This window comes from Bacillus sp. OTU2372 (assembly GCF_038440275.1).
Lineage (GTDB): Bacteria > Bacillota > Bacilli > Bacillales > Cytobacillaceae > Neobacillus > Neobacillus bataviensis_B.
The window spans coordinates 447,157-461,283 of sequence record NZ_JASATK010000002.1; the positions used below are offsets into that span (position 1 = coordinate 447,157).

General features: G+C 39.9%; 12 protein-coding genes. 1 reads left to right on the forward strand and 11 read right to left on the reverse strand.

Annotated elements, in window-relative coordinates; all coding sequences use genetic code 11:
• The first annotated feature begins 204 nt into the window (after window positions 1–204).
• A complete protein-coding gene (locus AAHB15_RS07095) occupies window positions 205–1,014 on the forward strand; it encodes an AraC family transcriptional regulator (protein ID WP_335571433.1) in 810 nt (269 codons plus the stop codon).
• A 79-nt stretch (window positions 1,015–1,093) separates the two neighbouring features.
• Here the strand turns inward: AAHB15_RS07095 and AAHB15_RS07100 are convergent, their stop codons facing one another.
• The 11 genes from AAHB15_RS07100 to AAHB15_RS07150 form a co-directional block, all read right to left on the reverse strand.
• Window positions 1,094–2,125 (reverse strand): zinc-dependent alcohol dehydrogenase, encoded by a 1,032-nt coding sequence (locus tag AAHB15_RS07100; RefSeq protein WP_342042060.1) that lies wholly within the window; start codon window positions 2,123–2,125, stop codon window positions 1,094–1,096.
• Window positions 2,126–2,314: 189 nt separating this feature from the next.
• Window positions 2,315–3,205 carry an AraC family transcriptional regulator gene (locus AAHB15_RS07105; RefSeq protein WP_335571431.1) on the reverse strand — a complete coding sequence of 297 codons (891 nt, stop codon included), beginning with the start codon at window positions 3,203–3,205 and terminating at the stop codon, window positions 2,315–2,317.
• Between the two features lie 147 nt (window positions 3,206–3,352).
• Window positions 3,353–4,531 carry a substrate-binding domain-containing protein gene (locus AAHB15_RS07110; protein WP_335571430.1) on the reverse strand — a complete coding sequence of 393 codons (1,179 nt, stop codon included), beginning with the start codon at window positions 4,529–4,531 and terminating at the stop codon, window positions 3,353–3,355.
• 263 nt (window positions 4,532–4,794) lie between these two features.
• On the reverse strand, window positions 4,795–5,637 hold the full coding sequence (locus AAHB15_RS07115) for a sugar phosphate isomerase/epimerase family protein (RefSeq protein WP_342042061.1): 843 nt from the start codon (window positions 5,635–5,637) through the stop codon (window positions 4,795–4,797).
• Between the two features lie 56 nt (window positions 5,638–5,693).
• Window positions 5,694–6,728: a zinc-dependent alcohol dehydrogenase family protein gene (locus tag AAHB15_RS07120; protein ID WP_251565891.1), complete on the reverse strand. Its 1,035-nt coding sequence runs from the start codon at window positions 6,726–6,728 to the stop codon at window positions 5,694–5,696.
• Between the two features lie 152 nt (window positions 6,729–6,880).
• Window positions 6,881–7,852 carry a sugar phosphate isomerase/epimerase family protein gene (locus AAHB15_RS07125; protein WP_342042062.1) on the reverse strand — a complete coding sequence of 324 codons (972 nt, stop codon included), beginning with the start codon at window positions 7,850–7,852 and terminating at the stop codon, window positions 6,881–6,883.
• Window positions 7,849–9,027: a Gfo/Idh/MocA family protein gene (locus AAHB15_RS07130; RefSeq protein ID WP_342042063.1), complete on the reverse strand. Its 1,179-nt coding sequence runs from the start codon at window positions 9,025–9,027 to the stop codon at window positions 7,849–7,851. The genes AAHB15_RS07125 and AAHB15_RS07130 overlap by 4 nt, the downstream gene beginning before the upstream one ends.
• A gap of 218 nt (window positions 9,028–9,245) precedes the next feature.
• On the reverse strand, window positions 9,246–10,226 hold the full coding sequence (locus AAHB15_RS07135; RefSeq protein ID WP_098996476.1) for an ABC transporter permease: 981 nt from the start codon (window positions 10,224–10,226) through the stop codon (window positions 9,246–9,248).
• A complete protein-coding gene (locus AAHB15_RS07140) occupies window positions 10,207–11,703 on the reverse strand; it encodes a sugar ABC transporter ATP-binding protein (RefSeq protein ID WP_342042064.1) in 1,497 nt (498 codons plus the stop codon). Before AAHB15_RS07140 ends, AAHB15_RS07135 begins: the two co-directional genes overlap by 20 nt.
• Window positions 11,704–11,768: 65 nt before the next feature.
• A complete protein-coding gene (locus AAHB15_RS07145) occupies window positions 11,769–12,938 on the reverse strand; it encodes a substrate-binding domain-containing protein (RefSeq protein WP_342042065.1) in 1,170 nt (389 codons plus the stop codon).
• 198 nt (window positions 12,939–13,136) lie between these two features.
• Window positions 13,137–14,012, reverse strand: coding sequence for a substrate-binding domain-containing protein (locus AAHB15_RS07150; RefSeq protein ID WP_342042066.1), 876 nt, complete (start codon window positions 14,010–14,012; stop codon window positions 13,137–13,139).
• Between the last annotated feature and the right edge of the window lie 115 nt (window positions 14,013–14,127).

The following is a 14,127-nucleotide window of genomic DNA, read 5'->3' on the forward strand; positions in this document are numbered from 1 at the left end:
AACTCAAGGATTTCCCTCTAGTTTAGAATACAAATTCTTCCTTGTAAAATTAATTTAATTGTTAGAAAACTATAGATTCTTGTGGGATATTGCTATAGTTATTGAATTTAGTAGCTTATTTTTCAATAATATTACTAAATTTTATCACATTTTTGACAAATTCTATTAAATCCCCATTATAAGGGAAAATGCAGAGGAGGTCCTATGGATAAATTACCAGCATTACTACAAACTCCGCATTTAACCTCAGCCGTTGAACTCAGCCAAGTCCGGAAACAAAAATGTAAAGCATTACATAAGCATGAATCTGCCGAGATTCTGTTTATCCAGGATGGCACAGCAAACGTTGATGTAAATGGCCAAACATATACTGTCAATAGAGGAGATCTTGTCCTTATTAATCCTAACACGGAGCATGAAACCCTCTCTTGTGTTGATAGCAGTTTGAAAGGATTCTCCTTATCCTTTTGTGGTTTACATTTATCACCGCTTCCAGAGGGATTTATGATAGCTTCGGATGAAAAGCCGGTATTGAACGTTCAAGAGCAGCATATCACCATTCAAAAATACATAGAGGATATTTATGAGGAATTTAATAATAATGATCCTGGTTCTCAAGAGATCATTTCCTCGCTCTTAAAAACCCTAATTATCAAAATCCTGCGTATTTTGTTTACGACAGATTCTAGTCAAAATGCCACTATTTCGGAAAAAGTAAAAAAATATATTTCTGAAAATTACAATCGTGACCTTTCCCTTAATGAATTAGCCAGCGTTGTTTTTGTAAACCCTTACCATTTGGCCCACACGTTTAAAGATGAAACGGGGATCGCCCCTATACAATATCTGATTACTTATCGAATTGAGGTAGCAAAAACCTTGCTGTTAAGCACAAATTCGCCGATAAGTGAAATCGCTTCCAAAGTAGGTTATCCAAATGCCAATTATTTTAACTTATTGTTCAAAAAGTACACCGGTTATTCTCCAGGTAAATTTAGAAAAAAATCATCCTAGCGAACTACTACAGTTTTTTAACATAAAGGGAAGGCTGCCACTAATATTCCAAATGGCCGCCTCTTTTGGGTGATGCAGACTAAACCCCTACCATGATTTTAATGACCTCTTTATTGTATAAAGCATCATTTATTCCCTCGATGATTTGCTCCAAGGCAATGGTTTTGGTAATGATCTCATGAGGGTTAAAGAGGCCATTTTTAATTAGTTGTATCGCCTGCTGCCAAGTTCCATAGCTACCTGCATATGAACCGACAATGGTAAGCTCTTTACTAAAAATATCAAAAGGCTTTATATCGATAGCAGCATCTGCCGGCGCAGCTCCATACGCGATTATGGTTCCACCGTGTCTGACCATTTCAAATGCCTGTCTATAAGTATACGAGGATCCCACCGCCTCAAATACAAAATCAGCCCCTCTTCCTTCTGTTAGCTCCTTTACGGCCTCAATGGGGTTTTCTTGGCCGGCATGGATGACATGGTCTACACCTATTGCTTTAGCCTTTTCAATCCGGCTTTGATTGAGCTCGGTGAGGATGACTTGCGCGGCCCCATTTAATTTTGCCAGCTTTCCTAAGGCCAATCCCATAGGGCCTGCACCAATGATCGCTACCGAGCTGCCTATGGTCATCCTGGCCCGCTCTAAACCGTGAATGGCACAAGCGAGCGGTTCTATATAAGCCGCTTTTTCCCAATCCATTTCATCTGGCAAAGTATAGATATTTCCTTGCGACACCTTTACATACTCTGCAAAGGCACCGTCCACATGAACGCCGATTTGCTTAATAGATTCACATAGTAACTTCTGACCAACACGGCAAAAATAACAATGATTACAACTTATATTTATATCCGCGGTAACTTTGGCCCCAATAGCAACAGATTTTACCTGTTTTCCTACATTTACGATTTCCCCCGAAAACTCGTGGCCCATAATAAGGGGAAACGGAGCTGGGAAGTGGCCCTTAAAAATATGAGGATCAGTCCCGCAAATACCGCATTTTTTCACCCTAATTAAAACCTCATCTTCCGAAATTTCCGGGATAGGGACTTCTTCCAAACTTAATTCTTCCTTCTTATGAAGGACAGCTGCCAACATCTTTTGACTCAAATCAATCACCCACCATAATTTCTGATAACCAGTTACTGTTAATTTCTTTCTATAGTAATCTTATTAAAATTTAAATTATAAGAAAATTAAATATATTGATGTATTTATATACTATATTGGGGATTGATGCATTTTTTATAGCCATTTGACACCAAAAGAGGCTTCTCGAGTGAGAAGCCTTTTAAAATGTTATTCTACTGTTATGGCATTTATTAGATGACGACCAACAAACATACTGGGTTCTAACGATTGAGATACCTCCCGTTTCGAACTAATTTCACTTTTTCTGTATTTACCTGGTGGAGTCCCTGTCACCTTTTTAAAAAGTAGATTAAAATAATTTGGATTTTCGTATCCAATCATAGCCGCAATTTCTTTTACAGACAGATTAGAATGCTTCAGCAACCGTTTTGCCTCTTCTATGCGACACTGAATCAAATATTGTATAGGAGGCTTCCCCACTTCCTCTTTAAAAATATGCGCTAAATGGTAGGGGTTTACATAAACTAGATTGGCTAAATGGTTTAAAGTCAGCTCTTGTCTGAAATTCACTTCTATATATTTTTTTACATCAAAGCATATCGAAGAAACGGATTGGTGATCTGAATTTTTCAGGAGGCGAGTAATTTTAATAATAGCTGCTTGCAATATGGAAGAAATGACATCTTGGTATCCAGCATGTTGGGTACGATATTCCCTTAATATAATTGTTAAATAATTATTTATCTCCATTTTTTCTTCTTGTAAATGAATAATAGGAAAATTATTTGAATTTGTGATCCAACCCTTATCATTACCATTGATATGCAGATTTGACATATTTAAATATATCGCTTTAAAAGTTCCATCCGTGTATGGTTTTCTTTCGATAGGACTAAAAGGATGAAGAATAATAAGATCTCCCTCTTGCACGATAAATGGTTTGTTTTCATAAACAAATTCTGCACACCCCTGTTGAATATAGATAATCTCTGTAAAATCAGAATCAGATTGTTTTTTATCCCAATTGGTTTGTTTTTCATTTATTTCTTTAATCGTAATTAACCGGGGAGTATTTAAAAGAATTGCAGAGTATTCCATGCCCTTGCCGTATGCCTCCTTTCATTATAAATAACACTAAGTAGTCCTTTTTGACTAAAGGTAGACTTTGACTGCTTTTTAATAAATAAGGAGTTTTTCTTAAAAAAAGAGGCTCTAAAAATTGAGCCTCTTTTTTTTCAGCTGTTGTTATTTTGCTGCACCTTGAATAGATTTTGGTGCGTCTTGATGATATACAAGTTTCCATGCACCTAATACATTTTCTTTCGTTACATTTAAAGCAGGAACGGCTACATAAGCAGGTGCTTCTTTACCAAGTAAAGAATAACCGGCTAAAATCGCTTCTGAAATCCCCTGGTCATATGGCAGCTGGGCACCTAGACCTTTAATCAAACCATTTGAGGCGATATCTAAAGCTACGTTTGTCCCTAAATCAATGGTCGTAATGACAAAATCTTTCTTTCCTGCAGTACGGGCTGCTGCTAATGCACCTTCAGCCGGAACGTCCCAAACGACAAACATTCCATCAAGGTCACGATTTTTGGTCAGCATACCTGATGCTACTTTTTCTCCATCGTTAGGCCCAATGATTCCGCCGCGTTCCACGATTTTGATGTTTGGATATTTTTCCTTGATTGTTTTTTCAAAGGCTTCTGTACGCTGTTTGGTTACAAAATAATCTGCATCATGATAAATGACACCGATCTTTCCTTTTCCGCCAAGCTGTTTTGCCATGATTTCCGCTGCTTGAACACCATTCCCATAGTTATCTGCAGATACTACGCTCACATAATCTTTACCGGCTTCTAATCCTTTTGGCTTATTATCCATGAACACAACTTTGACTCCTGCATCTGCCGCTTTCTTAAAAGCGGATGCAGTTGAAACAGGATCTACTGGAATCCCAACAATAATATCTGGCTTTTTAGCTAAAACCGTTTCAATATCGGATACTTGTTTCTCTGCCTTGAACTGTGCATCTGTTACTGCCACTACTTTAATTCCCATTTTTGCAAAGGTTGCTTTTAATCCATCGATTTGAGCGGTTGCCCAGTCATTCCCAGCATAGTGCATGACAATCGCCGCTGTGTATTTTCCTTCTTTAATCTTTTGTACTTCTTCTTCCGTAAGCTTCAATGTTTTTGCTGAAACAGCCGCTTCTCCACTTGGACCTTTACTTAAAATTTCTTGATCAGGGATATCTTGGTTGATCGTTATTGGACCTGAAACTGCAGCTGTTTCTTCTGTTTTAGTGCTCTCTGTCTCTTTGCTTCCGTTGCTAGTTGTGCTGCTATCCTTCCCGCAGCCGACAAGTGCGATACTAGTAATAACTAGAATCATAGTGATAATAGATAGTAACTTTTTCATGATTAGCCCCCCTATTGAGCATCAGATTTTTTTAACACTTTGATTAAAGTATCGAATTTTAATTGTTGTTATGTATCACATCCTCTCTTGAAGTGTAATCGATTACATTTTTCTATTAATTAAAAATTATTTTTTACTGTTTTTCTTTAGGTGATTATGTTTTCTATTAAAAATGTTTTAAGTATGTGAATAGATTTACAGGGCGAACCAGTTGCAATTAAACGCCTGCATCCGCCCCGATTATATTTTTTTCAATTAGGTTATTACTTACACCCAATTCCTTTTAACTTTTCTGTTAAGTAATCAATCGATGTTTTTGCATACCAATCAGGATCTGCTTTTCTTGTACCAAATCCAATTTCCATTGAGAGGTAGCCCTTGTAATCGATTTCCTTTAATGCTTTTAATACGGAATCCCAATTAACCGTTCCTTGTCCAGGCGGTAAACGATCGTCATCCGAAATATGAACATGATGCAACTTATCTTTCATTTTATAAACATAATCACTCGGTACTTCATTCCGATATAGGGCATGGAACGTATCAAACATCACTTTCACATTGGATTCACCTGATTCTTCTGCCAACTGCAGGGCATCATCTGCCGATTCAATTAAATTACAATCAGCAGCTTGAGGTTCAACTACTAATGTGATTCCAAGGTCTTTCGCGTATTTTGCCACATCTTGCAAACCTTCGCGGCTATACTTCCATGCTTCTTGTTTGTTCATACCAAAACCAAACCAGCCGGCAAGCCACATCACAGTTGGGCATTCCCAGTCATGCGCTAAACGAATGACTTCTTTATAATGATTAATCGTAAATTCACGCTCTTCTTTCAAAGCTGAACTTGGATTCACTCCCGGTCCTCCTCCAGGTGCGGGAAGCATAGCAGCTACATTAAGATTATTTCTTTTTAAATGCTGAAGAATTTCCTTACGTCTTTGTGTGGATAGATAATCAGGCCATGCATGCGGACTCGCACAACCTATTTCAATTCCATCATATCCAAATGCAGCAAGTCGACTAATCACTTCTTCTAATGGATAAAAGGGCAACATGGATGGAAAAGAATTATAAACCCAAGTATTAAATGAAAGTTTCATCTTTTGTTCCTCCTCAAAAATTAAGTCATAAAGCAAACTTTTGTTATTCAATGAGATTATTCCCAAACAAACACAGCTTTTTCCGTCTTTCTTTCGTCAAACAAACGGAAAGCTGTTTCCGCTTCTTCCAATTTAAATTGGTGAGTGACCAACTTTTCTACAGGCAGATTCTTTCTAACAATAAACTCCGCAATTTCATCAAATTCTTGAATTGGGAAGTACCAAGAACCCATTACAGAAATCTGTTTTCGAATTAATTGCGCACTTGGTTTGATTGTTGTCTCTTTACTTTCCCCAATAAAAGCGACACGTCCATGTGCTCTCACGCAATCTAATGCATCATTCTCTCCGTAAGGGCTTCCGGAACAATCAATCGCAGCATCTGCACCAAGACCCTTTGTAATACGAGCGATTTCTTCCTGAACATTCATGGTTTTACCATTGATCGTATAATCCGCACCCAATTCCTTCGCAAGCTCCAAGCGCTCATCCAGCATATCAACAGCGATTACTGTTGCGCCTAAGCCTTTAGCGATCATGACACCCGCACCGCCCATAGGACCCATTCCAAAAATGACCAGGTAGTCTCTTCCTGAAATTCCTAATCTCTTTTGCGCATGGTAAAGGGTTCCTACAGCGTCAGTTGAAACAGCGGCCGTTACGAAACTCATGCTATCTGGCAGTCTCATACAGTTTTCAGCTGGAACGACCATGTACTCTGCGTCACCGCCGTGAGAGTCAAAACCGATACATTTAAATTCTTTACAGAACATTTTGTAGCCGCTCTTACAATGAGCACATTCACCGCAGCCAAGAGCTAAGTAAACAGCAACTCGGTCACCCGCTTTGTAATTGGAAACGCCAGCTCCTACTTCCGTGATAACTCCTGCTGGTTCATGCCCTGGTACCGTGCAGCCGCATTTTGTTCCTTCAAAAACGGAAGTTCCATAATATAAGCTCATATCGCTTCGGCAGATCGCTGATGCTTTTAACTGAACTAATACTTCCCCTTGGCCAGGCGTTGGTATTTCAACCTGACGAATTTCTACCTTTTTATCTCCTGGAAAAAACACAGCATTCATTGTTGTCATCGTACTGCCTCCAATTTAATTGAAATTGTTAAAAATAAGCCCACTATATTTCCGGTTTGTCGAAAAATGGAGAATCTATCAAATTTCCTTGAGACGGGAGGTTTAAGGACCAGACCGCCATTTGGAAGCAAGAGAACCGTCCCCATGCTTCCTTAAGCCCACCACATCTCGGTAATTTTCTCCTTGAACATGGCCCCTTTTAGGAGAGTAATAGCTTTGCTTAGTCCCTCGTCGGTGGAAGCAAGCATATCTTCATGTTCAATGGAAACTACATAATCATATCCCACCGCTCTTAGGGCACTGATAATGTCTTTCCACATTTTTTCGTCCGAGCCGTATCCGACTGATCTAAATGTCCAAGAGCGGTCTAAAATTTGGCTATAATGCTTTGTATCTAAAACACCATTAATCTTGATATTTGCTTGATCTAAATAAGTGTCCTTTGCATGGAAATGGAAGATCGCATTTTCCCTGCCAAGCTTTTTGATGGCCTCGACCGGGTCAATTCCTTGCCAAACAAGATGGCTCGGATCAAAGTTTGCTCCAATGTTTTCGCCGGCATGCTCCCTTAACTTTAGTAGAGTTTCAGGATTATAAACTACAAATCCTGGGTGCATCTCAAAAGCTATTTGATTAATGCCGTGCAACTTCGCGAATTTTGCTTCCTCTTTCCAATAAGGAATAACGACTTCGTTCCATTGCCAGTTCAGCACTTCTAAATATTCCGGAGGCCATGAGCATGTAACCCAGTTTGGATTTTTTGCACTTATATGATCACCCGGACAGCCGGAGAAGCCATTGATTACAGGAACTTCCAAAAGTTCTGCAAGTAATACCGTTTTTCGCCAAACGTCATGTGACTCTTGAGCAATGTTTACATTTGGATGAAGCGGGTTACCGTGGCAGCTTAAGCCGCTGATCGTTATTCCCCTAGTTTCAAGCGCCCTCAGGAATGATTTTCTTTTTTCAGGAGATTCAAGCAATTCATCCGGATTACAGTGATGATTGCCGGGATAATTCCCTGTCCCCAATTCAACGGCCTCCACACCCATGGCTGCCAGTTTATCCAACATTTCTTCAAAAGACAGGTTCTGATACAAGGGGGTAAATACACCTAATTTCACGCAAGTACCTCCTTGCTAGCCTGAACCTTCACCCATTTCTGCTGCTGGTTACTTTCTAAGATTGCGTCTGTGATACACATCGAAAGGTGCCCGTCTGTAAATGTCGCAAAATTAGGCTTGTCTGTTTTCAGGCTTTTGCCATCGCGAACAAACGAGTAGAAATTCAACATCATATTTTTCAAAGCATCCGGCCAGCCTTCATTATGGCCTCCAGGATGATGAATAGCAGACCTTGCCTCCGGCGAAAACAACGCCGGATCCGCTAATAGAACTTCATTTGCTTTATCCCGGTGCCCGATCCATAGCTTCTCTGGTTCTTCCTGGTTCCAGAATATTGAAGCTTGACTTCCATTAATCTCAAAGCTTAATCTATTTTTCCGTCCCGCACTGACTTGAGATACCGTAAAGGCTCCTCTTGATCCATCCTCAAACCGGACAAGAACAGATGCATAATCTTCTGTATTAATTGGTACATCTTCATATTTCATATCTTCCGCCGTCTGTGCCCCAAAAGTAGCTACGTTTCCTGTCGGTTTCTTTCTTACTGGAACAACAGTTGCTAAATCGGCAAAAACTTCGACAATCCTTTTACCTGTTACAAATTGGACGGTATCACACCAATGGGAACCAATGTCCGCTACTGCGCGTGACTTTCCGCCTACTTCCGGCGCCAAACGCCAGTTGTAGTCTGTTTCATATAATAACCAGTCCTGCAAGTAGCTTCCGTGAACCAAGTTCACTTTCCCAAGATCACCTTCAGTGATTTTCGCTTTTAAGTTTTGTACACTCGCATGCTGTCTGTAATTAAAGTTCACCGCATGGATGACGCCTTGTTTTTCTGCTAACTCCAACAATTCTGCTGATTCATCACTGTTCATAGCCAGCGGTTTCTCTGAGACAACATGCTTTCCAGCTAAAATAATCTCTTTATTAATGGCAAAATGAAGATGATTTGGTGTGCAATTGTGCACGACCTGGATTTCGCTGTCTTTCAGCATTTCTCGGTAATCACCAAAGGCCTTCGGAATTCCAAGCTCAGCTGCCTTTTTTTCAGCCATTTCTTGACTGGTTTCCGCCAAACCAGCTACTTCTACAAAACCAAGCCTTCTGATGGCTTCTATGTGAGTCGGCCCGATAAATCCAGTACCGATGATACCAACTTTAATCTTCTCCACCTTTCTTCCTCCTGTTCAAAATTGATCGTGTTGTTCAAGGATGCAAATTTATAGACCTTATAGGGTCATTCCGCTTTTTTTGAAAAGAATTCCGCCGCTTTTATCATTAATTCCGCTAATTTCCGAGGAAATTCCGCCAGTTTTCTCATTAATTCCGTCAATTTCCGGGGGAATTCCGCAGAATTTTGCTATTATTCCGCGGAAACCTCTATTAAAAATTACCTCTTCAACGCTTTCTTACCGAAAGCCACCGCCAAGATAATGATAATTCCTTTGATAATCATTTGCTGGCTGACATCAAGACCCATGATAATCAAACCATTGTTGATCGTACCAATCATTAAGGAACCAACAATCGTTCCGATAATCGTTCCTACACCGCCAAACAAGCTTGTTCCACCAAGAATAACCGCAGCGATAACAGAAAGCTCATCGCCTTCACCGAAGGAGAAACGTCCGGCATTCATACGGCCCGCATAGAGAAGACCAGCTAAACCAGCCATTAAACCCGTTGCAAGGAAAACTATTAGCTTGATTTTCATTGTCTTTACACCAGAGAATCTAGCAGCATTTTCGTTACCGCCTGTTGCCAATACCTGGCGGCCAAATGATGTCTTACGAAGTAATATATGGGCAATCACTGTAAATACTAGAGTCCAAATAAGTAAAACAGGAATTGGACCAATGTCCCCTGAACCAAAGATGAAATTGAAATTTGCGTCTACAATCGGAACTGGAGCAGTATCTGTAACCCACATCGCAGCACCTTTAACGGCTCCCATCGTTCCCAGTGTTACCAAGAAGGAAGGAATCGCTACTTTTGTAACAAGCAAACCATTGATTAATCCAACCACAAGTCCAGTACCTACACCGCCGATGAGTCCACCAATAATGCCATAACCCGCTTGGATGGCTAATGCACCGACTAGAGAAGAAAGGGCAGCAATGGAACCAACAGAAAGGTCAATCTCCCCTGTACTAATAACAAATGTCATTGCCAACGCCATCAAAGAAATCGTCGCTGTTTGTCTAACAATGTTTAATAAGTTCCCTGAAGTTAAGAAACCTTCATCACTTAAGCTGATAGAAAAATAGATTAATACGCCCACGAAGGCAAAATAGACAATATAATTACGCCACTCGAATCCCTTCAATGAAGGAGTTGCTGGCTTTTGAATACTAGAAACCTTGGATTGCATATTGTAATTCCTCCTCTGATTTAATCTCCCTGCGGGTCATTTCCTTTTTAATTTTCCCATCATGCATAACGATGACACGATCACTCAAAGCAAGCAGTTCTGGAAGTTCGGAAGAGACCACAAGGATTGCCTTGCCGTTTTCGGCCATGGCTCTAATAATCTCCACAATTTCCGTTTTTGCACCAATATCCACACCAATCGTTGGTTCATCCAACATCAAGACAGTAGGGTCGTTCGCCAGCCATTTAGCTAGAACGATTTTTTGCTGATTACCGCCCGATAACAACCCGGCCTTTTTAAAAATATTATCCGTTTTAATATTTAACTTCCTTACAAATTCATTACTAATCTCATTGGATTTCTTACTATCAATAAAAGCTCCTTTTTTCACCTTCGAAAGAATTGGAAGAATCATATTATCCTTGACACTATGTTCAAGGACCAATCCTTGCATCCGGCGGTCCTCCGGAATCAGTGCAAGTCCGGCTTCTATGGCATTCTTAGGATTCTTAATGGATTGTTTTTGACCATTGATATAGATGTCTCCACTCTCAATGGGATCAATCCCGAAGAGATTTCGAAGTAATTCCGTTCTTCCGCTTCCCATCAACCCGGCGATTCCGACGATTTCACCCGGCTGAATTTTAAGATTAATATCCTGGACATGTTCGGCACTTAAGTTTCTTACTTCAAAAATGGGCGGCACGTCCGTTGCGTAGGAACGTTCTTTCCATTCAAACGCTTGGTCAAATTGCATACCGACTATATGTGAAATTACAGTATCAAGATCGGTTTCACTGCATTTTTCTGTTGTGATATATCGGCCATCACGCATAATCGTGATTCGGTCACATATTTCAAAGATTTCATCCATCCGGTGAGAAATATAGATGATGGAATAACCTTTTGCTTTCAATTTGTTAATAAAACTAAAGAGTACCTCAGTTTCATTTTTGGTTAAGGACGAGGTTGGCTCATCCATAATCAGAATTTTTGCTTCTTGGGAAAGTGCTTTGGCAATTTCCGTCATCTGCCAATAGCCAACCCCCAAATTTTGAACTACATCATTTGGTCTAATATCTACGCCTAATTCTTCAAGCAATTTTTCTGTTTTCTTCTCACAATCCTTATCATCGAGCAGCCCTAATGATGTTTTCTTCTCACGAGTAAGATAGATGTTTTGGGCGACGGTAAGGGTAGGAATTAAACTAAACTCTTGGAAAATCATCGATATATTATTCTTTTGAGCATCATCATAACTTTTAATGCTTACCGGTTTTCCTTCAATTAAAATCTCGCCGCTGTCTGCAGAGTATACGCCTGTGAGGATTTTCATTAACGTCGATTTCCCGGCACCATTTCCCCCCATCAAGGCGTGAACTTCACCTTTTTTGACGGAAAAATGGACATCGTTTAAAACGGTAATCCCATTAAAAGCTTTATTAATACCTCTCATTTCGAGAATCGGTTGTTCCATCCAAGTTCACCTTCTTTTTATGTTAGAGGCTGCTTTCAAAAGCAGCCTCTATCCTTTTTTTAAAATTATTTCATCGCATTTTTTACTGTGTCAGGAGCCTCTGTTCCGTAGATTAACTTCCATTCATCTAATACATTCTCTTTCGTAACTTTGATTGATGGTGAAGCAACATACGCTGGTGCTTCTTTTCCTATTAGGGCATAGCCGGCAAGGATCGCTTGTGCTACACCTTGGTCATATGGCAGCTGTGCTCCAAGACCTTTAACAATTCCATCTTGTGCAATCGAGATTGCTACGTTTGTACCTAAGTCAACTGTTGTAACAACTAGGTCATCCCTGCCAGCCGTTCTTGCTGCAGCCATAACACCTTCAGCCGGTACATCCCATGGTGCGAAGATACCATCAATATCATGGTGTCTTGTCAACATAGCAGATGCTACTTCTTCTGCCTGATTTGGACCAGTAATCCCACTTTTTGCGACAATCTCAATATTTGGATATTTTTCTTTGATTCTTTTTTCAAAAGCATCAGAACGGTTTTTGGTTACAAAGAAGTTTACATCGTGATACAAAATGCCGACTTTACCCTTTCCGCCAAGTTTTTCAGCCATAATGTCTGCTGCGGTTGCTCCGTTACCCATGTTGTCACCAGACACAATACTGATGTAATCTTTACCTGCAACTAAACCTTGTGCAGCACCATCCATGAATACTAACTTTACGCCTTGGGCAACAGCCTTTTTATAAGCTGGTGCGGTAGATACGGCATCAACTGGAACAGAAATCATAATGTCCGGCTTTTTCGCTAAAACGGTTTCGATATCATTTACTTGCTTTTCCGCTTTGAACTGTGCATCTGTTACAGCAACGATCTTGATGCCCATCTTCTTAAATGTATCCTTCATCGCACCAACTGCGGCATTCATATAGTCAGTACCAGAGTAGTGCATAACAATCGCCGCTTTATAATTACCTTCTTTAATCTTCTTTAGCTCATCTTCCGTAAGCTGCAATGTCTTAGCTGAAACGGCCTGTTCTCCGTTCGGCCCTTTATCTTGTACCGCTAAATCAGGAATCTTTGGATTGATCGTTAGTGGTCCTGAAGCTGTTTCTGAGTAGTTTTCATTCTTTTTCGTGCTCGCTTGTTCAGATGTAGATTTTTTTCCGCCACACCCTGCAAGAAAAACACTTAAAACAAGTAACAGTAAAACTGTAATAGAAAAACTCTTTTTCATTTGATTACCTCCACTATAGTAGTTATTTAGTTGAAGCTCGTTATTTGTCGGTACCACCTTACAATCTATAAGTGTGGCACCACCCCCTTTTCATAAATGTAAGCTTAATAGAATATTACTAGTAATGGATTACATTCATTTAAGTTATAAAACCAGGCTTCTATGCATTCCAAAAAATGTAATTGATTACACTTTTTCCTAAAAAAATTTCACATACTGCTGACAAGACTGTCTTACAATCAACTGGTTTGCTAAAAACATTTGCTCGTGTTTGATTTCCTCTTTGTTGATGAGCCTCAATAGTAATTCCGCCACTTTCTCACCAATTTCAAACGCGGGCTGGGCAATTGTTGTCAGACCTGGTTCGAATATGGACGAGAATTTCAGATTATCAAAACCGAGAACCGAAATATCCTCTGGCACCTTAAGCCCCTTAGATTTAATGGCTTTAATGACTCCCATTGCCATTTCATCATTTGCAGCGAAAATCGCAGATGGGAGTTGACCAATGGCAAAAAACTTCATCATAAGGTTAAAACCGCTTTCAAAAGAGAAATCACCTTCCTGGACTAACACAGGATCCACGATAAGGTTGTTGCTTGACATTGCTTGATAAAATCCTTTGAGACGGTCTCGGTTCAAGACACTATTGAGAGGTCCAATAATGCAGCCAATTCTTTCGTGTCCCAAATCGATTAAATATTCCGTTGCATTTCTGGCACCGCTTATGTTATCAATCAAAACAGTTGTGATGTTGGAACCTTCCATATACTCACACGCAAGGACCAACGGAAATCTTTGGGCTACCTCTTCAACGGTTGCTGCATCCGTTTGGGCAGTTAATAAAGCCATTCCATCTGCTTTTTTTTGATGCAAAAGGTTTAAAAACCACTTTTCTCGTTCCAGATCATTGCCTGTATCGCCGAGTATAACTTGATATCCATTTGTAACCGCTACTGCTTCAATCCCCCTAAACACCTTTGAAAAAAACGGATTTGTAATGTCAGGCACAACAACTAGAATGGTTTTAGCAGAAACAATTTCCTTCTTTGCTACATCTACAATCCCTACCATCTTTGTTATTTGTCCTTTCTTGTTTCTATATTTGAATTGTAATCGATTACAAAATTGTCGTCTAATCATCTTCCGACAAGGTTTTTTTCCAACTGAAATCGTTTTCTATCCTTTT

Coding starts and splice junctions, on each gene's coding strand:
- AAHB15_RS07135 (WP_098996476.1), bottom strand. CDS start 10,226: ATGCAATCCAAGGTTTCTAGTATTCAAAAGCCAGCAACTCCTTCATTG.
- AAHB15_RS07120 (WP_251565891.1), bottom strand. CDS start 6,728: ATGACAACAATGAATGCTGTGTTTTTTCCAGGAGATAAAAAGGTAGAA.
- AAHB15_RS07115 (WP_342042061.1), bottom strand. CDS start 5,637: ATGAAACTTTCATTTAATACTTGGGTTTATAATTCTTTTCCATCCATG.
- AAHB15_RS07095 (WP_335571433.1), top strand. CDS start 205: ATGGATAAATTACCAGCATTACTACAAACTCCGCATTTAACCTCAGCC.
- AAHB15_RS07105 (WP_335571431.1), bottom strand. CDS start 3,205: ATGGAATACTCTGCAATTCTTTTAAATACTCCCCGGTTAATTACGATT.
- AAHB15_RS07145 (WP_342042065.1), bottom strand. CDS start 12,938: ATGAAAAAGAGTTTTTCTATTACAGTTTTACTGTTACTTGTTTTAAGT.
- AAHB15_RS07140 (WP_342042064.1), bottom strand. CDS start 11,703: ATGGAACAACCGATTCTCGAAATGAGAGGTATTAATAAAGCTTTTAAT.
- AAHB15_RS07110 (WP_335571430.1), bottom strand. CDS start 4,531: ATGAAAAAGTTACTATCTATTATCACTATGATTCTAGTTATTACTAGT.
- AAHB15_RS07150 (WP_342042066.1), bottom strand. CDS start 14,012: ATGGTAGGGATTGTAGATGTAGCAAAGAAGGAAATTGTTTCTGCTAAA.